The 22,962-nt window shown below is 40.1% G+C and carries 18 protein-coding genes and 1 pseudogene; 10 read left to right on the forward strand and 9 right to left on the reverse strand.

Annotated elements, in window-relative coordinates; translation table 11 throughout:
- The first annotated feature begins 100 nt into the window (after positions 1-100).
- On the forward strand, positions 101-835 hold the full coding sequence (locus tag H6G28_RS23165; RefSeq protein WP_190588669.1) for a DevA family ABC transporter ATP-binding protein: 735 nt from the start codon (positions 101-103) through the stop codon (positions 833-835).
- Positions 836-1,021: 186 nt separating this feature from the next.
- Here H6G28_RS23165 and H6G28_RS23170 read toward each other — a convergent pair whose 3' ends face one another.
- Positions 1,022-1,804 (reverse strand): hypothetical protein, encoded by a 783-nt coding sequence (locus tag H6G28_RS23170; protein WP_190588896.1) that lies wholly within the window; start codon positions 1,802-1,804, stop codon positions 1,022-1,024.
- Positions 1,805-1,919: 115 nt separating this feature from the next.
- Between H6G28_RS23170 and H6G28_RS23175 the strand changes: the two genes are divergently transcribed.
- Positions 1,920-2,714 carry an HAD family hydrolase gene (locus tag H6G28_RS23175; protein WP_190674529.1) on the forward strand — a complete coding sequence of 265 codons (795 nt, stop codon included), beginning with the start codon at positions 1,920-1,922 and terminating at the stop codon, positions 2,712-2,714.
- A gap of 100 nt (positions 2,715-2,814) precedes the next feature.
- On the opposite strand, the gene H6G28_RS23180 is transcribed toward H6G28_RS23175, so the two are convergent.
- Positions 2,815-3,468: a PEP-CTERM sorting domain-containing protein gene (locus H6G28_RS23180; RefSeq protein ID WP_190674532.1), complete on the reverse strand. Its 654-nt coding sequence runs from the start codon at positions 3,466-3,468 to the stop codon at positions 2,815-2,817.
- A gap of 341 nt (positions 3,469-3,809) precedes the next feature.
- Positions 3,810-4,016 (reverse strand): hypothetical protein, encoded by a 207-nt coding sequence (locus tag H6G28_RS23185; protein WP_190588672.1) that lies wholly within the window; start codon positions 4,014-4,016, stop codon positions 3,810-3,812.
- A 389-nt stretch (positions 4,017-4,405) separates the two neighbouring features.
- Between H6G28_RS23185 and H6G28_RS23190 the strand changes: the two genes are divergently transcribed.
- Together H6G28_RS23190 and H6G28_RS23195 are read left to right on the forward strand one after the other, a co-directional pair.
- Positions 4,406-4,969 (forward strand): TetR/AcrR family transcriptional regulator, encoded by a 564-nt coding sequence (locus H6G28_RS23190; protein ID WP_190674535.1) that lies wholly within the window; start codon positions 4,406-4,408, stop codon positions 4,967-4,969.
- Positions 4,970-5,242: 273 nt separating this feature from the next.
- On the forward strand, positions 5,243-6,886 hold the full coding sequence (locus H6G28_RS23195) for an alpha/beta hydrolase (RefSeq protein ID WP_190588674.1): 1,644 nt from the start codon (positions 5,243-5,245) through the stop codon (positions 6,884-6,886).
- 59 nt (positions 6,887-6,945) lie between these two features.
- Here H6G28_RS23195 and H6G28_RS23200 read toward each other — a convergent pair.
- Positions 6,946-7,158 (reverse strand): annotated as a pseudogene (locus H6G28_RS23200) (transposase); the annotation flags it as partial.
- 131 nt (positions 7,159-7,289) lie between these two features.
- A complete protein-coding gene (locus H6G28_RS23205) occupies positions 7,290-7,448 on the reverse strand; it encodes a transposase (protein WP_190588945.1) in 159 nt (52 codons plus the stop codon).
- Positions 7,449-7,526: 78 nt separating this feature from the next.
- Here H6G28_RS23205 and H6G28_RS23210 point away from each other — a divergent pair, with 78 nt between their 5' ends.
- Positions 7,527-8,066 carry a hypothetical protein gene (locus tag H6G28_RS23210; RefSeq protein ID WP_190588675.1) on the forward strand — a complete coding sequence of 180 codons (540 nt, stop codon included), beginning with the start codon at positions 7,527-7,529 and terminating at the stop codon, positions 8,064-8,066.
- Between the two features lie 29 nt (positions 8,067-8,095).
- Here H6G28_RS23210 and H6G28_RS23215 read toward each other — a convergent pair whose 3' ends face one another.
- Both H6G28_RS23215 and H6G28_RS23220 read right to left on the reverse strand, forming a co-directional pair.
- On the reverse strand, positions 8,096-12,433 hold the full coding sequence (locus H6G28_RS23215) for an NB-ARC domain-containing protein (protein ID WP_190674538.1): 4,338 nt from the start codon (positions 12,431-12,433) through the stop codon (positions 8,096-8,098).
- Between the two features lie 222 nt (positions 12,434-12,655).
- On the reverse strand, positions 12,656-13,384 hold the full coding sequence (locus H6G28_RS23220) for a hypothetical protein (protein WP_190674540.1): 729 nt from the start codon (positions 13,382-13,384) through the stop codon (positions 12,656-12,658).
- A gap of 613 nt (positions 13,385-13,997) precedes the next feature.
- On the opposite strand from H6G28_RS23220, the gene H6G28_RS23225 reads away from it, so the two are divergent.
- A complete protein-coding gene (locus H6G28_RS23225) occupies positions 13,998-14,204 on the forward strand; it encodes a hypothetical protein (RefSeq protein ID WP_190588678.1) in 207 nt (68 codons plus the stop codon).
- Positions 14,205-14,497: 293 nt separating this feature from the next.
- Here the strand turns inward: H6G28_RS23225 and ilvC are convergent, their stop codons facing one another.
- Both ilvC and H6G28_RS23235 read right to left on the reverse strand, forming a co-directional pair.
- Entirely contained in the window at positions 14,498-15,493 is a 996-nt protein-coding gene (ilvC, locus tag H6G28_RS23230) for a ketol-acid reductoisomerase (RefSeq protein WP_190588679.1), read from the reverse strand.
- Positions 15,494-15,837: 344 nt separating this feature from the next.
- Positions 15,838-16,278, reverse strand: coding sequence for a thermonuclease family protein (locus H6G28_RS23235; protein ID WP_190674543.1), 441 nt, complete (start codon positions 16,276-16,278; stop codon positions 15,838-15,840).
- 184 nt (positions 16,279-16,462) lie between these two features.
- Between H6G28_RS23235 and H6G28_RS23240 the strand changes: the two genes are divergently transcribed.
- From H6G28_RS23240 to H6G28_RS23255, 4 genes are all read left to right on the forward strand, one after another.
- Complete coding sequence (locus H6G28_RS23240) at positions 16,463-17,350, forward strand: DUF4349 domain-containing protein (RefSeq protein WP_190674546.1); 888 nt, start codon at positions 16,463-16,465, stop codon at positions 17,348-17,350.
- 99 nt (positions 17,351-17,449) lie between these two features.
- Positions 17,450-18,982, forward strand: coding sequence for a SagB/ThcOx family dehydrogenase (locus tag H6G28_RS23245; protein WP_190588682.1), 1,533 nt, complete (start codon positions 17,450-17,452; stop codon positions 18,980-18,982).
- Between the two features lie 561 nt (positions 18,983-19,543).
- Positions 19,544-21,235 (forward strand): PAS domain-containing sensor histidine kinase, encoded by a 1,692-nt coding sequence (locus H6G28_RS23250; protein WP_190674549.1) that lies wholly within the window; start codon positions 19,544-19,546, stop codon positions 21,233-21,235.
- A 92-nt stretch (positions 21,236-21,327) separates the two neighbouring features.
- On the forward strand, positions 21,328-22,824 hold the full coding sequence (locus H6G28_RS23255; protein ID WP_190674551.1) for a hybrid sensor histidine kinase/response regulator: 1,497 nt from the start codon (positions 21,328-21,330) through the stop codon (positions 22,822-22,824).
- The last annotated feature ends 138 nt before the right edge of the window (positions 22,825-22,962 follow it).

Below are 22,962 nucleotides of genomic sequence, written 5' to 3' on the forward strand. Positions count from 1 at the left end.
GCTGAATTCTGAATTCTGACTCCTGAATTCTTACTCATGATTTGCAGACAGGCTCTAGAGTTCCGAGAAGCAATTATCAACTTCTAAACAACAACTGAACATGAGACAAGAACCTGTAATTGCCATTAAAAATCTGAATCATTACTATGGCAAAGGCTCACTAAAAAGACAGATTTTATTTGACATTAACCTGGAAATTTATCCAGGAGAAATTGTGATTATGACAGGCCCTTCTGGCTCAGGTAAAACAACATTACTGAGTTTGATTGGCGGTTTAAGGTCTGTCCAAGAAGGTAATTTAAAATTTTTGGGTGTAGAATTATTCGGCTCTAGCCAAACTCAACTAGTACAAATTCGGCGTAACATTGGCTATATTTTTCAGGCGCATAACTTACTAGGATTTTTAACTGCGCGGCAAAATGTCCAAATGGCGGTAGAACTGAATGATAAAGTCAGTCAAAATGATGCGATCGCCAAAGCAGAAACCATGCTAACTGCTGTTGGCTTAAAGAACCGAGTTAATTACTATCCTGATAACTTATCTGGGGGACAAAAACAAAGAGTTGCGATCGCTCGCGCCCTAGTGAACAATCCGCCACTAGTGTTAGCAGACGAACCAACTGCCGCCTTAGATAAACAATCAGGGCGTGATGTTGTAGAAATTATGCAGCGTCTCGCCAAAGAACAAGGAACTTCCATTTTGTTAGTAACACACGACAACCGGATTTTAGACATAGCTGATCGGATTGTCGAAATGGAAGACGGCCTTTTAGCCCGTGACTCCCAAAGCGCCGTTATTAGTTACGATGCTGGAGCATGGAGCGAAAAAGCATAACATACATAGTAGGGGACAGGTAACAGGCTTTTGCCGTGAGCTTTAGTCGAACGGTGACATTTGCTATCTAGATTTGATCATTGACAAATGTCTTAACTACCTTGGCTATGGCTATACCAATTTGTAGTTGATACAAGAGACTCTTTTTCTTTCCCTATTCCCTACTCCCTACTCACGACTCCCAGTCTATTTAGCTGGGGCATTTGCTTGGCGACTAGTCCGAAACGTGACATTTACGCCATCATTGGATTGTTCTAACACTAGTAATGGTGTGGGTTTAGCTTTTTGATCCCAGTGCATAGTAGCAAGGCGACCTTGAATTGTCGGTTGCCATGTATCTTCATCGTCCATCGGGCTAAGATAAGTCTCGATGCAATCAATAATTTGGCTAATTGTGGCGGAAGTTGCTTGGGTGGGTAACTTCATCAGCTTAACTTGAATGCGGAATAGCACCCGTTTCGCAATGTTTGGCGGTGTACCACTTTCATATTCAACATCAAAAATCTCATCCACCTGTCGCCCTGCACTATTGGCTATTCCCACAGTCCCTTGTTGAGATTGGTTGGGACGCAAAGCTTGAGAAATTTTATCTTTGACTCTGATTTTAATTTGGTTCAGAATCGCAAAATGAAATACTTCTTCAGACATCCGCATCCGTAAATAATCGAGGTTGAAGTCCCGTGAGTTTACCAAATCCGGGTTAGTTTCCATTTTGCGGATTGTGTCTAGCGCCAGTTTAAACTTTTTCTCTAGCTCTCTAGCACGGAATTTTTCAAATTTAATTTTTTTCTCTAACTTAGTCATCTGGATTTTGCCAAACACAATCAACCCAATCACCGCTACAGCCAGCCCTCCAGAGGTAATTAATAAAAAGGGCGGTGCTGGGGAAGGTTCACTAGCGGCTGGTTTTTGAGTAACTTTTTTTGTTTTTGCTGGTGGAGATTGCGCCAGAAGTATAGGATTTAGCATGGTAACAATAAATTTACTTGTCATTGTTTAGAATGCCCAAATCCTCAAGGTCATATTGCTGTGTTATTAGTATTTTTAACAGCTTTTTATAAACTGCGTATATACAGTTACTAATATGTATTATTTAAATCTAATTCCTATATCTCAAGCTGCATCTAGTTGCTGGAGTAATATCCGCCTGATTGCTACTGATATGGATGGGACTCTAACCAAGGAAGGAAAGTTTTCTACTGCGTTATTACAAGCGTTAGAAGAATTAACAGCATCTGGAGTTGATGTATTAATTATCACAGGACGTTCTGCGGGTTGGGTAAGTGGAATTAGTAGCTTAATGCCGGTTGCAGGTGCGATCGCTGAAAATGGTGGTATCTTCTATCCCAAGGGTAGTGAACAGCCCATTGCTTTAACTGCGATTCCTGACTTAACATTGCACCGCCAACAATTAGCAGCCGTTTTTGCCGAATTAAAACAGAAATTTCCCCAAATTCAAGAATCTGCGGACAATCGTTTTCGCCTCACAGACTGGACATTCGATGTCGCGGCTTTAACTGTAGAGGAATTACAAACTTTAGGTAATCTCTGTGAATCAATGGGGTGGGGATTTACTTACAGTACAGTGCAGTGTCATATCAAACCCCAAGGTCAAGATAAGGCCGTGGGTTTATTGCAAGTATTACAAGCACATTGGCCTGACTACTCACCCACACAAGTTGTCACTGTTGGTGATAGTCCCAATGATGAGAGTTTATTTGCAGCCAATAATTTTCCTGTTTCTGTGGGTGTAGCGAATATCGTAAAATACGCCAGTCGCTTACAAAATCGACCAATTTACGTCACCAGTGCAGCTGAAGCCGCAGGATTTTGTGAGTTAGCTAGTTATATTTTAAAATCGTCTACTCAAGCAGAATAATTATGCGATCGCCATTCAAAGGCAATCAAGAATAAGAAAATCCCCATCATTACAATCAGGGGATCTATAAAAAGGTGAATTTCCACACTGATGAGAAACTTTATTGATCTATTGTCGCTTTCTGCCCACGCTTCTTCCTTTTGATTAAAGTACCCAAACCCGTTACAGCAGCAATACCGAAAATAGTTGATGGTTCGGGAACTGTGGCAACAAAATCTAAGGTGTAGTTCTGTATCCCACCAACTGTTTCCTGTATCCAGAAAGTGTAAGTACCAGCGCCAAGTCTACCGCTAGGAAAACCCACAAAGTTGTTTCCTTGAATTGATGCTGCTGTACCTAAGTCGTCTAAGACATTATCTCCTTGTTGGGTTCCAGGCGCGGCACCAATTAAAGCTGCACCTAGTAATGGAGGATTATTAATTAGGCTAGTAATACGAGAACCTCTTTGGACTGCTAAAAATCCTTGATTTGCCCCTGTACCATCTAGCCCGGTATAAGTAGTTAAGATAACTTGACGCAATTGAAGACCAGCAGGAATAGTGAAGGTAAAGAAATCTCTGTCCAGAACGGGATTATTATTACCAGTGGTAGAACCACTAATTCTGTTAGAACCAACTGAAAGATTCACTAGTGTTGGGTTTAAGTTGTCGCCAGATAAGTCACCATCAACAGCTTCATTATATATGAGGGTGGCTGCATGAGCATTGGAAGCAAAAAATAAGGTAGCTCCTATTCCCAACAATAAACTTTTCATTTATCTGCCTCTGGTGTAGTTAAATTCAAGTGATTGAGCTAAAACTTGGCTTTTTGAGAAAGTATTTTTCTGTAGCTATTAAGCTTTAAATTACATAATTTCCCATGATGTTACTTGATGATTATCTGTTAATAGTAAGCAGTTAACCACCAACACAAAAGATATCTAAAATTATGTGCGTCTCCGTGTAATAGCTTAAGCCCCAGAGTAATTTTAAACTAAATTCGTAAAGGTAAATTTAAGGAATTAGTCAAAAATACCGATATTAAACTGAGATTTTTATTATTTTCGTAAAGACTAACGTCGCAATCTAAAAAATAACAAATTTCCTAACCCGTGTTTTATGCGTTTTGAGATTCGTTAGTCTGCTGAGATTGTGCTTGTTCAGATATGACAACAACCCGGCCATTTTTTACCACTGTAGAATTTTTAACAGTACTTTGACTGTGGTTGATTGGCTGATTTTGGCACTGCTGTTGGTGAGACATATTTTGTTCCTGTTGTTGGTTGAGAATTACGACACAACTGGAGCAGGAAACTGTAGACATAAGATTAACTTGAGTTCTATATCCATTATCGCGCTTATTGCTGACACTAACAGGACTTACTCGCAAAGATTATTAATGAGTAATGAGTAATGAGTATTTACTAGGACTTATGTAAGAACTCTCTCAAACTCTTATATAGTTTCCTACCCTGCGGGTAGCCGAAGAGTGCGTCTACGTTTTGCGTAAGCCCTGTAATCCTTACTCATTACTCAAAAAACGACCAAACTTTTTCACTCATTTAGTTGACGCATTACCGTCCAGACGGTACACTAAATTTAGTCTACCAACTAAACGGTAAACTAATGGCAGAAACCTAAATTCACAAAAAATCTCATTGCTAGATAAATTGTCTGGTGAAGACAATTTATCTAGCTCCTTAATTCAACGCTATGACTGCTAATAAAAAAACAAAATCTGCGTCTGTTACCCGTACAGCATTGTTAGAAGCAGCAGGGCGAGTGATGGTAGCATCTGGTTTCAAGGCTCTGACGTTAGAAGCTGTCGCTCGTGAAGCAGGTGTCAGTAAAGGTGGATTGCTTTACCACTTTCCTAGCAAAGAAGCCTTGATTTCTGGGATGTTGCAACAGCTAATTGATGAAAAGACACTATCACTAGAGAATGAATTAAAGCAAGATGATGCACCCGATACACCTGGACATTGGCTGAGGGCTTATATCAGGTCATTTAAAAAGTTTGATGCTGAAGCGATCGCTATTCATTTTAGTTTTCTAGCTGCGATCGCCGAAAATCCAGAATTACTTGAGCCAGTGCAGAAACACTTAGCTGATTGGCAACAGCAAATCGAAAACAGTGGAATCGATCCAGCAATAGCAACTGTAATTCGTCTAGCACTTGAAGGTCTTACCTTCGTCCGCATCTTTGGTTTAGGAGTTCCTGATGAATCTTTGCAAAAGCAGGTCTTTGAAACTCTACTAAAATTGGCACAAGAGTAATCAGTTATTTCAGATAGTCGTAAAAAGTGATTTGAGTGCTTTCTGAATCTGATGTTTGCATCTGGAAATTTTGTTATAGCTATCTGGATGATGTGTAGAGTCAGCTTGACTGCAAACATAGTCTTTTCACCAAAGTTTTCTCACAGTCGATGAATAGTCAGATACCACCGAAGTATTATTTCTGGTGATATTTCACTTTTGTCTGGCAAAACCTTCTATATTAACGATCGCATCCTAATATAACCTTGATAATTCTCCATTTAGCAATAACTTATGAAAAAACTGCTGAAATACTTGGGTTTGGGGCTATTATCCACTGTTTTATCAGCTGCTCCTAGCTGGGGAGCCGAACGCATTAGCTTATTTTATCCCCCTTTTGGAGAATTTTCGTTATCCACAGATGCGCTAGAAACCTTCGCCAAAGAAGGCAAAATTACTGGAGAGTTAGACATTTATGCCCAGCGTGCCACACCGGAACAACTGGCGCAACTACGAGAGCTTTTACAACAGCGATTTAGTGCCACACCTACTTTAGTGTCACAGTTTACTTATTCCCCCATCGGAGAGCAAGTTGTACAACGTTTAGGAGAATTGTTACTTACAGAATCTCGCCAAAATGGTTTTTATGCTGTGCGGGCGGCTTTGATTTTAGCTGCGGCAGACTCTAAAGAAGGTTTAACGGTTGTCAATATCATACGTAAGTTTCCTTCGCCCACAATTAAATTAAATTTCTCCGAAGGAATTAAGATAGTCAACAATTTATCAGAATTACTCAAAGATAGAGATGCAGTTGTGGCATATTTGCAACAACAAGCGATCGCTGAATCTAGCAACGCAAACATAGATTTTTCGCAAAAGCCAGATTTACGCCAGCCAGGAAAATTGCCGTTGCAAAAATTGTACTTTGAGTTAAATGACACTAAACGCGATCGTCGTCTACCACTAGATGTTTACATACCACAAGTCACAACCCAAAAGCCTTTTCCCTTAATTGTGATTTCTCATGGGTTAGCTTCAGACCGCTATGCTTTAGCTTATCTAGCAGAACATTTAGTTTCCTATGGTTTCGCCGTCGCCGTATTAGAACACCCCGGTAGTAACGCCCAACGCTTTCAAAAATACTTTGCTGGTTTAGCAGGGCCACCACAACCACGAGAATTTATCGACCGTCCCTTAGATGTCAAATTTGTCCTTGATGAACTCCAAAGCTTAGAAACATCTAATCCTCAGCTACGAGGAAAACTCAACTTTCAGGAAGTTGGAGCCATTGGACATTCTTTTGGTGGTTATACAGTATTGACTTTAGCCGGAGCTAAACTGAACTTTGCTCAGTTGCGTCGAGACTGTTATCCCAATAGATCCTTGAATTTATCTTTATTACTGCAATGTCAAGCTGCTGAATTATCCGAAACAGATTATGCACTACAAGATCCGCGAATTAAAGCAGTGATGGCCATTAATCCAATTAACAGTTCAGTCTTAGGCGAAAATGGCATCAGTGAAATCAAAGTTCCCGCAATGATAGTCACGGGTAGCCAAGATATTTTTGCCCCCGCCATCCCCGAACAGATTCGTCCCTTTACTTGGCTAACTGAACCTAACAAATATCTAGTATTAATTGAAAATGCTACCCATTTTTCTGCACTACAAGAACCTGCTCCAGAAAATAATGTTTTACCTGTACCAACCGGTTTATTAGGGCCAGAGCCAGAACCCGTTTATTCATATTTAAAAGCATTAAGTGTGGCTTTTATGGAAACAAATCTCTTAAATAATGCAGAATATCGCCCTTATTTACAATCATCTTATGCTCAATATATTAATCAAGCACCTCTCAATATCACTTTGTTAAGTAACCTGAGTACAGAACAATTAGCACAGGCCTTAAAAAATGGCACAAATAAAAAACAAAAATAGAAATTTCCTTACAGATATAGCAGGGTTAGCGCGTCTCAAAACCTATTGACAGTGGGATTCTAGGAGAGGATTGAATTGGGGAGAGATGCGGCCAACACAGAAAGCATATACTGATCATTAATAGCGGCTCGCCGAGACTTTTGGCGAATACTGCGGCGGAAAGAGGATTCTCGCTCTAAGGCATTAAGAGCAATGCGACGTAGCAAAGAAAAATTCTGTGGACTGTGCAGAGAACGAATTCGACATTCATCTTCATTAAAAGTGACATCTAATACCAAATTAAAAAATGATTGCGACAGATGGATGACTCAAAAGCCTACCGATCAACCCTTACCCAATCCAAAATCTGTCTTGAAAAGTTTGCTCAAGTCGGGGAACCCGCCCACGCAACTTTTCGCAAAATCTAAAATCCAAAATGGTATAGCGTCCAATGAACAGAATTTTCAATACCCCAATGCTGTCGAATCGCACTACCAATTTTGTTAGCATCACTGGCAAGATTAGTAATGTAAAATTGCAGGGTTTGAGATGTGCTGACCTTGCCCAAATAAGAAGTTATCATAAAGCACAAACCAGATGAAAATTGGCTCGGCTATATTAAACATTATCTTTAAAATAATGTCTAAATAATTAGTTAATTATGCGTAAGTTGTTACTTGGTATATTCGGTAGTGTTGTAATCGCATTACCTCAATCTGTAATGGCTACAGTGGGATTTGCAGAATGGGAAGTGACAACAGCCAACGGTAATTTTATTACCCACAGTGACCCATACAAAGATGAGTGCGGCACCTGTTTAATGAGCAACCAGCGTAAAACTTTAGCTTCCCAAGTTCAATGGTGGAGATATTATCGCAGGCATGTTACAGGTCAAGCGGCTGAGGGTTACTTTTTGCTTGACGAGCGTACCGAAAGTATTCAATTTTGGGATAGTGAAGCAGACTTAGAGAAGGCTGTGGCACTTGCGAATATTGGTAAGCCTGTTTCGCAGCGCATGACTGGGCAAGATGGTTGGAATGCAACATGGATTCCGATAATGCGGCAAATGTACTGTGATAAAAAGAATGTTGAGCGTGTACTGGCAGAAATCCCTAACCAATCGGAAAGGGAAGCTATGCGTAAAAAATATAAAGAACAGTGCCAACTTTTGAAGCTTCAGCTTTTACCAAAAAATAAATAAATGTTGACTCAGAGAGCGATTTTTAAATTTTATCGCCACCACCGTGAAACATCTTGGATAGCAGAAGCTGTATCTCTCAATGCTTGTTCGCTACCTAAAGTATCTATAATTGGAGTTAATATACTTATATCACTAAGTAAACCTGGGCGAGTGTAAACAGATAAGATGTGAAGAGTTTTTCCCCAGAGACAAAAAAGTTGAGTTTTTTGTATTTGTAAAAGTTTATCCACCAAACTACTCAGGACTTGAGCGCGATGCTTCTCATCCTGAATCTTCCTAGCAGCAGCTACAGCCTCTGGTAACAATTCTGGCAATTTATTAGCCAAATCACTTAGAACATCAGCACGATACTCTTCATCCTGAATCTTCCTAGCAGCAGCCACAGCCTCTGGTAACAATTCTGGCAATTTATCAGCCAAATCACTTAGAACATCAGCACGATACTCTTCATCCTGAATCTCCCTAGCAGCAGCCAGAGCCTCTGGTAACAATTCTGGCAATTTATCAGCCAAATCACTTAGAACATCAGCACGATACTCTTCATCCTGAATGTCCCTAGCAGCAGCCAGAGCCTCTGGTAACAATTCTGGCAATTTATCAGCTAAATTATTTAGAATACAGGCACGATACTTTTCATCCTGAATGTCCCTAGCAGCAGCCAGAGCCTCTGGTAACAATTCTGGTGGCAATTTATCAGCCAAACTTCTTAAGGCATCGACACGATACTTTTCATCCTGAATGTCCCTAGCAGCAGCCAGAGCCTCTGGTAACAATTCTGGTGGCAATTTATCAGCCAAACTTCTTAAGGCATTGGCGCGATAGTACTCATCCTGGATTTCCCTAGCAGCAGCCAGAGCCTCTGGTAACAATTCTGGTGGCAATTTATCAGCCAAACTTCTTAAGGCATTGGCGCGATAGTACTCATCATCCTGAATCTCCCTGGTAGCAGCCAGAGCCTCTGGTAATAATTCTGGGAATTTATCAGCCAAACTTCTTAGGGCTAAGGAGCGAGGATACTCATCCTGAATCCCCCTGGCAGCAGCTACCGCCTCTGGCAATAATTCTGGGAATTTATCAGCTAAACTTATTAGAACATAAGCGCGATAGTACTCATCCTCAGTCTCCCTGGCAGCAGCCACAGCCTCTGGTAATAATTCAGGTGGCAATTTATCAGCCAAACTTCTTAAGCTGTCGGCGCGACAATACTCATTCTGAATCTCCCTGGCAGCAGCCAGAGCCTCTGGTAGCACTTCTGGGAATTTATTAGCCAAATTACTTAGAGCATCGGAATGAAACGCATCATACTCAATCTCCCTAGCAGCAGCTACAGCCTCTGATAACAAGTCTGGCAACTGAACAGCCAAACTACCCAGAATAGAGGCGCGAAACTCTCCATATTCAATCTCCCTAGTAGCAGCCACAGCTTCTGGTAACAATTCTGGTGGCAATTTATCAGCCAAACTACTTAAGGCTTGGGCGCGATACTCCTCATCCTGAATCTCTATGGCAGCAGCCAGAGCCTCTGGTAATAATTCTGGAAATTTATCAGCCAAATTACTTAGGGCTTGGGCGCGACTTGACTCAAACTGAATCTCCCTGGCAGCAGCCAACGCCTCTGGTAACAATTCCGGCAATTTACCAGCCACACTACTTAGAATATGGGCGCGATACTTCTCATCCTTAATCTCTCTAGCAGCAGCTAAAGCCTCTGATAACAATTCTGGTGGTAATTTATTTGCTAAACTACTTAGAGCATCGTTGCGATACTTTTCATCCTCAATCTCCCTGGCAGCAGCCAACGCCTCTGGTAACAATTCTGGCAATTTATCAGCCAAACTACTTAAGGCTTGGGCGCGATACATTTCATCCTGAATTTCCCTGGCAGCAGCGAGAGCCTCTGGTAATAATTCTGGGGGCAATTTATCAGCCAAACTACTTAGAATATCAGCGCGATTATAACCATTCTGAATCTCCCTGGTAGCAGCGAGAGCCTCTGGTAATAATTCTGGAAATTTATCAGCCAAACTACTTAGAATATAGGCGCGACTTGATTCAAACTCAATCTCCCTGGTAGCAGCCAACGCCTCTGGTAACAATTCCGGCAATTTATCACTCAAACTTCCCAGTACTTCGGCGCGAAACTCCTCATCATGAATTTCCCTGGCAGCAGCCACAGCCTCTGGTAACAATTCTGATGGTAATTTATTAGCCAAACTAATTAGAGCATCGCGGCGATTGTAGCTATTCTCAATCACCCTGGCAGCAGCCAACGCCTCTGGTAACAATTCTGGCAATTTATCAACCAAAATACTTAGAACAGAGACACGAGAATCCTCATCATGAATCTCCCTGGCAGCAGCCACAGCCTCTGGTAACAATTCTGGTGGCAATTTAACAGCCAAACTACTTAGAATTCGAGCACGCCTAAACTCATCCTCAGTCTTTCTGGCAGTAGCTAGAGCCTCTGGTAACAATTCTGGCAATTTATCAGCTAAACTACCTAGTACCTGGGCGCGAAACTCCTCATCCTGAATCTCTCTGGCAGCAACCAGGGCCTCTGGTAACAATTCTGGCGGCAATTTGTCAGCCAAACTACTTATGGCATCGGCGCGATAGCTCTCAAAATGAATCTCCCTAGCAACAGCCAGAGCCTCTGATAATAATTCTGGTGGCAGTTTAACAGCCAAACTACTTATAATAAAGACGCGAAACTCTTCATCCTCAGCCCCCCTGGTATCAATCTCCCTAGTAGCAGCCAGAGCTTTCGACAGTGCTAATTCTTTTAACTTTGATGGCAAATGATTGGCTAGCTGTGTAAGCAAGTTTGCTTTCTGTGATGGATTCGAGCTTTGTATTGCGTAACTGAGTCCTTGCTCAGGAGTCCACATATTTTTTTCAACTAACGCAACCAGCAGCCCTACTGGTAAATCAACTCTTAAACTATTAAGGGATGCAATAATTAAAGCATAGCGACACTGCAACCCAATAACTTGAGCCAAGGTTGTTTCAGTCCAGGAGTTTTCTGCCAATTCCCAAGCACGAACAACATCAGTTACAAAATTGGCAGTTTGTGATAAGCGATCGCAAGCTTCGTACCAACCATTACCTCCTGTTTCTGAATCTTCTCGTAATAATTCGTGAATTTCTTCTACCTTTTGAGCCTTGGACAAATGCCAAACTAAATGCTGATGGATATACCCGTCATTGGGTAAGGTATGCCAAAGATTTTTAGAGGTTTTATTTCGATAAGTCTCCAAAAAAGTAGCGTGAGCAGAGGCTAAAGTTATACCCAAACCCGATAGATTATCTTCATCCTCTGAGTTTGGTGGAGCAGTCAACAAATTACGTGCTAAGTCATGAAATAAGTCATGTAAACGGTACGTTGGTGTCCCATCTTTTAAAGGAACTCCAGGCGATAAAACTGCTTTATTTTCTAAGTATTCCAATGTCTTAGCAGCATCATATATATCCATTTTCCATAGAGTCGCTGCCATCATCTTAGTGATGGTAACATTTTTCGGTAATACCCCCAACCAAGAAAAATGCTCCTGCTCTTCTTTAGGCATTCGCTTGAGACTCAAATTTAATGATGCTGTTAAGCACAAGCGTTTTAAAATGGTTTCATCAGTAATTTCTTCTGCTTTTGGTCGATTAAGATTTTTTAATCGCGCTACCTCTTGCTGAAAATCCTCTAATAATTGAGTCCAAGTTGTACAACTGGCGATTTCAGCAGCTACCAATGACAACGCCAGAGGGAAATAACTAACGGATGAAGCTAAATCTTGCGCTGGCTGATATTCTATAGCAGTAATCGATCGTCCTAATTTTTTAGTCAGCAGTTCCATTGCTTGGGATGGTTCCATCACATCCAAACAACATGGGGGGTTAGCTCCGAGAGCTTCGGCGATTTCTGCATCGCGGGTTGTTACCAAAACTTGACAGATAGCTCCACCAACATTAAATGCTTGTGCATCCTCTATATTCCAAACATCGTCTATTATTAGCAGCACAGCTTTTTCATACAACAATGTACGCAGTTGATTGGAAGTTGCTTCCACACTGATGGGTTTAAAGTTGTAGTCCCCCAATGCTTGTACCCAAGCACTAAGCAGCGATAAAAGATTAGGCTGTTGACCTAAAGTTACCCAGAGAATCCCGTCACAAAAATGAGCTTGCACCTCTTGGTCATGTGCTAAAGCCATTGCCAGGGTAGATTTACCAACCGCAGCCAAGCCATCAATAGCTGTCACGACCAAAGCACCTACATCTGATGAAGTTTTCAGCAGACGAGTTTTTAACTCTCGGCTGTATTCGAGACGTTCTACATAATAATTTGGTAGAGATGGTGCAAGTAAAGTATCAATCATCTTGTATATTACTGGCTTTTACAGCTTTTGATTGACTAGATATCTCCAAAAACGCTCAAAGCCTTTATGTTCTTCTAAAATTAATTTTACTTTAAGCAAGGTCATAAGTTATGCTCTCATCATCTTCTATACCAATAAATCATTTAGGATTGCTATAATTCGCCATTGCAAAGCCAAAATTGAGCAACTTGATTAATCTAGTAACCGCAGATAAATTTGTATTTATCTAGGTAAAGCATATTTAGGTTTAGCTACCAATTCTTTAAATTTATGTTGATTAGCAAATTGCATTAGTCCATCCATACATTCTGTAAAGCTATCAAAAACATAATCTACTAGAATTAAGGCTTTAGCTTTCTGTTCTGCACTTAATTCAATATTGAGCAGACAATTTTCATTGGCAAATTGAAAATGCTCATTTTCTACATTTACATGGTGCTGACTAATGTAAAAACATTTTTTATTTTTTACAGCTTGTAATTCATCACCAACCTGCGCCATTGCGCGTTGCGCGGTACTTCCTGTAGCTTCTATTGCGGCAATAATCACTATTTTTAGTAAGATGTCATTTTCATAACGACACATTGCTACTAAATTATTAGATAGACGGCGCGTTTTGATAGTTTTTTCACTCCAAATAAATTTGAGAAAGTCACTGAAGCGCATTACCTGATCAATTCCCAGGGTATCTAAATCTCTGAGATACCATTTCCAGTGACTACCATCTTCTACTGACTGCTGGTTAATGATTTTTTGGAGTGGATGATCACTCAACTCGTCTTTGAGAATATCATTATTTAAATCTTTAAAGCTCATAGCAAAATGAGCTAAACAAGGAAACCAGACTAATCGCTGTTCCGGGTCTATTTTACTATTGGTTAAAAATTGAAAAAACGGTAATTCAGAAAACTTTTTTTCTTGGTGTTTAATATATTCTAAAACATCTTGCATACTATCAACCTATGATTTGTAATCAGGAATCTAGGCAATAAAAATTTAGTTGAATCTTGAGCAAGTTCAACAATATTAGGAACACATAAATTATTGTAGAGACATAAAAAACAGCATCTCTGCAATATTTATCAATTCCTAGTTCAATTTGGAATTGAGATGATTTGTTTGTATAAACTTTACACAGTTAAGTAGGCTTTAAGCTTGAAGAAGTTTAGTTGGATGATTAAGTAGTGATTAACCGTCTAGAGTAAATATAAATAATAGCTGAGAGAAAAATCAAGCCTGTTTCCGTAAATTCATGTATTTTTTACAAATACTCCCAGGAATGTACTTAAGTAAATCACACAGTTCATCTTGATGATGACGTGCAATCATAGCATTACCAAGGAAATCTACATTCTTGGTTAATCTATTTCTGTGAGTGAAGTTTGTGTAAAGTTGGTGTAAAAATATATACGTAAAATCGGATTGACAAGCTTAATCAAATGTAATCAACCGTATGAGCAATCTGCATCTCAACCATGTATAATCTCAAGCAATACGGACTAATCAATAATACAAACGCCAAGTTTAACTTAAACTACTAAAAATTTTTTATAAATCTAAGGCTATGATTTCTCAAGATTATGATGTCTATGCTGTCGATGAACTGCTTAGAAAAATCAGAATTAAGGAAAGTCAATTAAAAATTGCTCAAGCATCAAATCTGCTTTATACTTCGGAAGCATTAAACCATCAAATTTTAGAATTACGCCGTCAGCTATCTGAGGCAGAAGACCCAGAAATTAAAGCGTTGATGAGTTTATTGGAAGATTAAGGTTGACTTGGGATGTTATACCATTTCACTTTAAAAATGATACGGATATGCAAGTAGCGCCTCGACTTCGCTCGGCGACCAGAAGCAGAGTTGCAGAGGAAGCGATTTCTATCAGTAATTTCGTGAAATGGTATTAGGGGAGAAGGGGGACGAGGTAGACAATGGAGACAAGGGAGATATTGGAGTATTCTGAAAAGTCTTTTGGTGTGGTTTGTCTTAATACTATGTTGACGCAGAGACGCAGTTTAATTGCGTCTCTACTATGACCCGTTTTACGTGTGAATGAACCGAAGTTAGACTTTTTTCAGCCAGCTAAACATTGCCCGTAGGTCTTTACCGACTACTTCAATGGGGTGTTCGGCTTCTTGACGACGCATAGCGGTAAATCCTGGTTTACCGGATTGATTTTCTAAAACGAATTCACGGGCGAATTGTCCTGATTGAATTTCGCGGAGAATTTTCCGCATTTCGGCTTTGGTTTGTTCGTTAACCACTCTGGGGCCGCGAGTGTAGTCACCATATTCGGCGGTGTTGGAGATGCTATCGCGCATTGTGGCTAAACCGCCTTCTACAACTAAGTCAACAATTAATTTAACTTCGTGCAGACATTCAAAATAAGCCAATTCGGGCTGATAACCAGCTTCGACTAAGGTTTCAAAACCAGCTTTGATTAAGGCACTCAAACCACCACATAATACGGCTTGTTCGCCGAACAAATCAGTTTCGGTTTCTTCGCGGAAGGTGGTTTCGAGGACACCAGCACGAGTACCGCCAATACCTCTAGCGTAAGCCATAGCGCGATCGCGTGCCTGACCACTAGCATTTTGATAAACCGCAAACAACGCAGGTACGCCTTGTCCTTGTTCATAAGTCCGGCGCACTAAGTGACCAGGGCCTTTGGGTGCTACCATAACCACATCTACGTCAGCAGGTGGTACAACCTGCCCAAAGTGAATGTTAAAGCCGTGGGCAAACGCTACTACATTTCCAGCTTCTAAATTAGGTTCAATTTCGTTTTTGTAAACTGTTTTCTGTACTTCATCAGGTAACAAAATCATGATGAAGTCAGCCGCTTTGGCTGCATCGGCAACATTTTTCACGGTTAAGCCAGCAGCTTCAGCTTTTTGTGCTGACTTACTGCCAGGATATAGCCCCACAATCACATTCAAACCGCTATCTTTTAAGTTCAGGGCATGAGCATGACCTTGGGAACCATAGCCGATAATAGCAATAGTTTTTCCAGCCAAAAGGTCTAAATTGGCATCTTCGTCATAGTACATCCGGGCCATAGAAGCATCTCCTGTCAGCAAGCATCACAATTATTTATAGGCAGGTTTTTGATCTTACCGTAAATTGTGTAACCACAGATAAGCTCCGAAGCATGAAAATTTCTCTGTAATCCTCAGAATACAGAAGTCAGGCGTGTTCGCATTTGGTATTTAATATGTGAACACAAAAGACAAGGGAGACAAGGAAGACAGGGTAGACAAGGGAAACAAGGAAGAATGATTTTGATAAATCATTTAAGATTGCTATAACTCGTAGTTTGAAACTATGAGCATCTGCCTCTAGTAAAACTCTGAATTTATTAATCATTCTGACTTCTGACTCCTAAATTCTTCCCAATCAATAGTTATCTTGGGATTTTTTTAGTTGTGTCTGGATGAATTTTCTGCCATATTCCTAGTCGTTTATTTTGAGCATTGGCTTGGGCAATTAAATATTGAGTTTTAGTTTCTGAGCAGTAGTAGATAGTATCTTGGTCAATAACTGCGTTACCTTCGGCAACTAAGCGGAGATTGACTGATTGATTATCTACGAAGATTTCGCCTGTAATGCGATCGCCTTCATCTTCTGTAACTCTTCTAATCACTACAGGACTACCTGCTGGTAATAATTGGTTGAGTTTCTCGGTTGCTGCTAGATTATCTGTTTTTTTTGTTGCGTTCGGTAAATTAATACAAGCAAGTTTTACTGTCTGAATTTGTCCTGTATCATTTTTAACGGTAATTATATTGCTATTGCCGACATTCAGCACTGTCGCTAGAACTAAAAGTAACTCTACAAAATTCATCTTTTAAAAATAGGTATTTTTTTACACCATATTTTCGAGTGTATTTTACTTGTCGGGTAGCTCCTGTGATTTGTCTCACATAGACAGATTCAGCAAAATACTGGTTACATAAATTGCAACAAATCCAATAATAAAACTTTCGTCGGTAATACTGAAATTAATTTCATCTTTCCGAGGTCGAATTATGACTTTTGATTTACCATTACCACGCAAATCAACCTTACTTGTGGGTGCTTTACTAGGAGGGGTTGTTTTTACTAGCTGTGCTGCTCAAGATTTTTCTACTAAATCATTACCGCCAATTGCCAGCCAAGAGCAAGCTGCACCAACGGCTAATAATCTCGTCGCCCAAGCAGAAGCAGCACCAGTCACCAGGGCGCGTCCCCAATTAATCAAAAAAGCCACAATGACAATTGTGGTGAACTCTGTCGAAAACAGCATTAATGCAGTTTCACAGATTATTGCAAAACAGAAAGGTGATTTGATTGGGTTAAATGAAATGCAGCCCACAAAACAAAATTTCCGTCACACTGCATCTATACAGTTGCGAGTGCCGCAAAACTTATTAGAACCGACCTTAGAAGAATTAGCTAAATTAGGTACAATCGAAAGTCGTAATATTACAGCCGAGGATGTAGGCGATCGCTTGGTGGATATCCAAGCTAGATTAACTAATCTCCGCAAAACCGAAGTAAATTTACAAAAAATTATGGACAGGGCTGGTTCTGTGCGTGATGTGTTGAGTGTTGCTCAAGAACTCAGTCGAGTCCGAGAATCTATTGAGCAAATTGACGCTCAACTCAAAAGCTTGCAAAATCAAGTCGCCTACTCCACCATTACCTTAAATCTAGAAGCAGCTGTATCTAGTAACAGTCCCCAACGTGCGCTAGGTTCACAAATTCAAGAAACTTGGAACAATTCGACTCAATCTCTAGGCAGCTTGACTGTTGGGCTATTAAAGTTAGGTATATGGTTAATAGTCTACACCCCTTATTTGTTGATTTTAGCTGCGGGTGTCTACGGTTTTCTCCGTTGGCGACGCACTCATACACCAGGAGAAACTAGAAATTAAGAACCTGACTCTTTCATGGGATTGTACCGCGTAACACGAAATAATGAGCCAGATGAATGCCAAGATCAAAAAAGCAAGCCCTAGGGTATTGAAAGTACTATGCCAGAAATCCACCAATCTATTGCACAGCACTACCACGAACGTACTAAATATGACCCTCAAACCCTAGCCGCGAAAAATCAGAGGCTAGACTGGGCTAAACAGCCAGTACCTTTTAAAGAGTATAAAATTGGCTCGGTTTTTGATCTGAAACCTTACCTGCAAGAATCGTTAGAACCCTTGGCTGCTCAAGCAGATGCAGGGTGGTGGCAAAGACTGTCTCGTTTACTGTTTCGGAGTTACGGGTTAACTGCCAGAATGCCTTCTATGGGTAGTGCAGTTTATTTGCGTTCTGCGCCTAGTGCTGGTGGGTTATATCCCGCAGAGGTGTATGTAGTTTCTCGCGGTACACCCATGCTCCCCGCCGGACTTTATAACTATCAGTGTCGCACTCATTCATTGATGTTGTATTGGGAAAATGATGTGTGGCGAGCTTTGCAAGATGCTTGTTTTTGGCATCCGGCGTTAGAAGGTACGCAATTGGCAATTGTGGTGACTGCGGTTTTTTATCGTTCGGCTTGGCGGTATGAAGACCGGGCTTATCGGCGAATTTTTCTGGATACAGGGCATTTGTTGGGGAATATTGAGTTAGCAAGTGCGATTACTGATTACCGTCCCCACTTGATTGGCGGTTTTGTTGACGATGCGGTTAATGATTTGTTGTATATTGATCCGCAGCAAGAAGGTGCGATCGCAGTTTTGGCGATGGCAGACTTATTAGATATTCAGCAAAATTTGTCTACCGGATGCACAGCTTTACCTTCCGCCACAGAAACTAAATATCCCCCCATCCCTGATGGTGAGTTGCTGAAATATTTCCATCGTCACACCCAAATTCAATCAGGTATTACTGGTAAGTTGAATTTACCAGCAGTGAAACAAGAAAGGTCTTTGGAAGACAAATATAATTTCCCTTTCTGTCTGAAAATTCCCACCGCTACCACACCAATTGACTGGGGGATAAATCTCTCCAGTTTAGAAGCGACTATCCATAAGCGTCGTTCTACTCGTGCTTATAGTGGTGATGATTTAACCTTTGATGAACTCAAAGCTTTATTAGATTTTACCTACCAACCCCAAAATTACATCGACCAACATCTTGACCGGAATCCCGACTACTTTGACCTCAATTTAATTGAAACATTTATTGCCGTGAGTGGAGTCAAAGGCTTGGAATCTGGCTGTTATTATTACGCGCCCAAAGCCCAAGAACTGCGCCAGATTCGGTTTAAAAACTTCCGGCGGGAATTACATTATCTGTGTTTGGGTCAAGATTTAGGCCGAGATGCGGCGGCGGTTGTCTTTCATACCGCAGACCTGAAAGCCGCTATTGCTCAGTATGGCGATCGCGTTTATCGTTATTTACACATGGATGCTGGGCATTTGGGTCAACGCTTAAATTTAGCCGCAGTCCATCTCAATTTGGGCGTGAGCGGTATTGGTGGTTTTTTTGATGACCAAGTAAATGAAGTTCTGGGTATTCCTACAGATGAAGCTGTTCTCTACATTACTACGTTAGGAAGACCAAGATAAAAAAACAGGACTGACGATATTTCCGCCGCGAGTGCAACGACGAGATCGACTGCACTCTGCGGTAAGTCATCAGGACTTACCCACAAAGATTATCAAATTGGGTGTAAGGGTTTTAAATACTTACACCCTTACACCCTCAATACGGTTCGGTTAACAAATATCTGTTGAGGTGAGCAGGGGGGCGGAGGAGCTTCAGGTGCAGGGGAGAGCGTACCTTCCTGCACCCTGTTCTAAAACCTTATTTTTTCGTTTTTTTGCGTAAGTCCTAGCCATAACAAGTGTGTAGTCGGATATGATTAGGACTTACGCACCAAGATTGTCTGTGGAGATTGGGTTTAGGGGTAAAAGGGTATGGGGTGTAAGAGTTTTAGATACATACACCCCTATACCCCTACACCCTTACACCCTTGATTTTTCGTCTTACTACGTAAGTCCTAATGATATCACTTGACATAAAATATAGTGGTAAATGTCCAGCCAACAAAGACCAAAGTTTTTCTCAAAACTCAATATGATTCATATAGTTGGAATAACCGATGCTTTAAATATCACTTTATAATTATGGATGATGATTTCATATTTACTAACAATCCTTCTCCTATTTGGATATACGATAGCCAAAGCTGGCAATTTCTAAATGTAAATGGGGCGGCGATTAGTAAGTATGGTTATTCAAAAAAACAATTTCTGCAAATGCAAGTTACTGACTTGTATCATGCAGAATATCAACCGATTTTATTAGATATTATTAGGAATCATCACAATCAGCTAAGTTTTAATTTTCAATGTCAACATCGTTGTTGTGATGGCAAATATATTGATGTTGAAATCTTTACATACTCCATAGAATATCAAAAGAAAAATGCTCATTTAGTTTATATTCAAGATGTTAGCCAGGAGAAAAAAATAAAGCATCATCTCCTAGCAGCAGATTTTCCAACTCCTGTGCAAGATGGTCGCCTTTTAAAAACATCTTGGACTAATTGTCAAATGAGTACTATCTGTCAAGATATCACCAATTATAAGCAAACAGAACAGGCTTTAAAAACTCAGTTAGCACGAGAACAATTAATGCGAACTGTAGTCCAAAGAATTCATCAATCTTTGAAATTGCAAGATATTCTCAATGCTACAGTGCAAGAAGTACGACATTTACTGCAAGTAGAGCGGGTGATTGTTTATCAATTTGCGCCTGATAAGAGTGGTAAAGTCGTTGCCGAGTCAGTGGAGGCGGGGTGGAGAGAATCTTTAGGTGTCCAAATTGAAGATACTTGTTTTCAAAGTGGGGCAGGCGTAGATTATTATTATGGGCGGAAACGAGCGATCGCCAATATTTACACAGCCGGACTGACAGATTGTCATATTCGACTGTTAGAGCAATTTGAAGTCAAGGCTAACTTAGTTGTACCTATTTTACTAGAAGTCGGTGGCGACAATACTAGCTCTCGACTTTGGGGCTTGCTGGTTGCACATCAGTGTTCTCGTACAAGACAATGGGAAGACAATCAACTAGACTTGCTGGATCAACTTTCAGTGACAATTGCGATCGCTATTCAACAATCTAGTATATTTCAGCAAGCCCAAACAGAATTAGCAGAACGGCAAAAAGCCGAAAGCGAATTGCGGAGTGCTTTAGCTGAAAAAGAAATTCTCTTAAAAGAAGTACATCATCGTGTTAAAAATAATTTGCAAATCGTTTCGAGTTTATTAGAACTCCAATCCCAGACTCTCATAGATCCCGAAGTAATTAGAGTTTTTCAAGATAGCCAAAATCGCATTGATTCCATTTCCTTAATTCACAAAAACCTATACACTTCCCCCAACATCGGACAATTAGATGTAGTTGATTATATCCAAAGTTTAGCAACTAGCATTTTAATATCTTACCAAAATGGGCTAGAGAGAATAGAATTAAAAACTGATATTGCCCCCATTAGTATCAATATTGATCAAGCGATCGCTTGTGGTTTAATCCTTAACGAATTAATCTCTAACTCCCTCAAACATGCCTTCCCCAAGGATCAGAAAGGTATTATCACTATTACCCTAGAAAAAAATCATCATCATATCAAAATGTCTATTCAAGATAATGGTGTTGGGATACCCAATGATTTAGATTGGAGAAATAGCAATTCTTTAGGTCTATCTTTAGTATCTGACTTAGTTACAGAACAGCTAGAAGGTAGCATTACTTTAGAACGTAATCACGGTACAGTGTTTACTATCCAATTTCCCCAGTTCACTTTGGAGTAATATAGGAATCATAAAAAAATTCTCTTTCCTACTGCCTTACTTCCAACCTGCACAGATAATATCAAACATCAAACCAGATTCATATATTTCTAATGGAGCCAGTGAAAATTTTAGTTGTTGAAGATGAAGTCATAGTTGCTAGAACCATTGCTAACCAACTAAATCAACTAGGATATACAGTCATCGGTACAGCTTCTTCAGGACAAGTTGCTATTGCTAAAGCCTTAGAAGGTAAACCAGAATTAGTGTTAATGGATGTCATCTTAAAAGGTGAGATGGATGGAATTACCGCCGCATCTCACATTCGAGAGCAGTTAGATATCCCGGTAATATTTCTCACGGCTTATGGTGATCATCAGACAGTACAGCGAGCTAAAACTACTCAACCATTTGGCTATATCATTAAACCTTTTACACCCAAAGATTTGCGGATAGCCATTGAAATTGGTTTATTAAAACATCAATTAGAACAGGACTTAAGAGAAAATCGAGATAGATTAGCTACTCTTTTAAACTCTATGAGTGATGCTGTCATTGCCACAAATGAACAAGGAATTGTGACATTTATTAACCCAGCAGCAGAGTCGCTAACAGGTTGGAAACAAACAGATGCTTTGGGTAAAGACATATCTAAAATTTTGCAGCTAGTTGATGAAGTCACTGAAGCTTCTGTAGAAAACCCTGTGACTAGAGTTTTAAGGGAACAAAAGGTTGTCTATTTAAATGACTTTACATCATTAATTACAAAAGATGGCTCTAGAGTTCCTATTGGAGATAGTGCTTCTCCGATTATGCGACATCCTGGGCAAATCAATGGTGTCGTAGTGGTATTTTGGGATCTCAGCGAACGGCGACAAACACAATTACTCGAACAAGCATTGCTAAAAGAGCAAGAAGTTAACCAACTAAAATCCCTCTTTATTTCTACTGTTTCTCATGAATTTCGGAATCCGTTAAGTGTGATTCAATCTTCAGTAGAATTGATTGAACTGCAAGGGGAAAATTTAACGGTAGAAAAAAGAAATACTTATTTAAACCGAATTAGTAATGCAGTGCAATCCATGAAACAACTCATGGAAGATGTGCTGTTTATGGGGAAAGCAGATGCAGGTAAATTGGAGTGTCATCCTCATCATCTAAATCTCGATGAATTTTGTCGAGAATTGTTAGCTGAATTTACGATGATTCATCCTACGGGTGCAGAAATTATTTATAACTGCCAGAGCGATCGCACCAATGCCTGGATGGATGAACAATTATTACGTTACATATTCACAAATTTACTCAATAACGCTATTAAATATTCTCCTAAAGGTAAAAAAATCCTATTTGGTTTAACTTGCGATTTAATTCATCAAGTAGCTATCTTTTGCATTCAAGACCAAGGAATTGGCATCCCCGAAGTTGATCAAGCCAGAATATTTGAATCATTTTATCGAGCCTCTAATGTCAAATCCATTCCAGGTACAGGACTGGGATTAGTCATTGTGAAAAAGTGTGTAGAAGCACATCAAGGAGAAATTAGCATTCACAGTCAAGCTGGTGTTGGTAGCACATTCACAGTAACTTTGCCATTAAATTGTTCATAAAATATCAACAAAGGCTGCTTTGGGAAACTTTAAACAAATGGACTAAATATTACCAAATCTTCATTTACTTCAAGCACAATTTATCTTTAAAATCTACATTTGGGGGCAAACTAAAAGAAGTCAGATCATTAAAAATTG

Source organism: Nostoc sp. FACHB-190 (assembly GCF_014696905.1).
In the GTDB taxonomy this organism is placed as follows: domain Bacteria; phylum Cyanobacteriota; class Cyanobacteriia; order Cyanobacteriales; family Nostocaceae; genus Nostoc_B.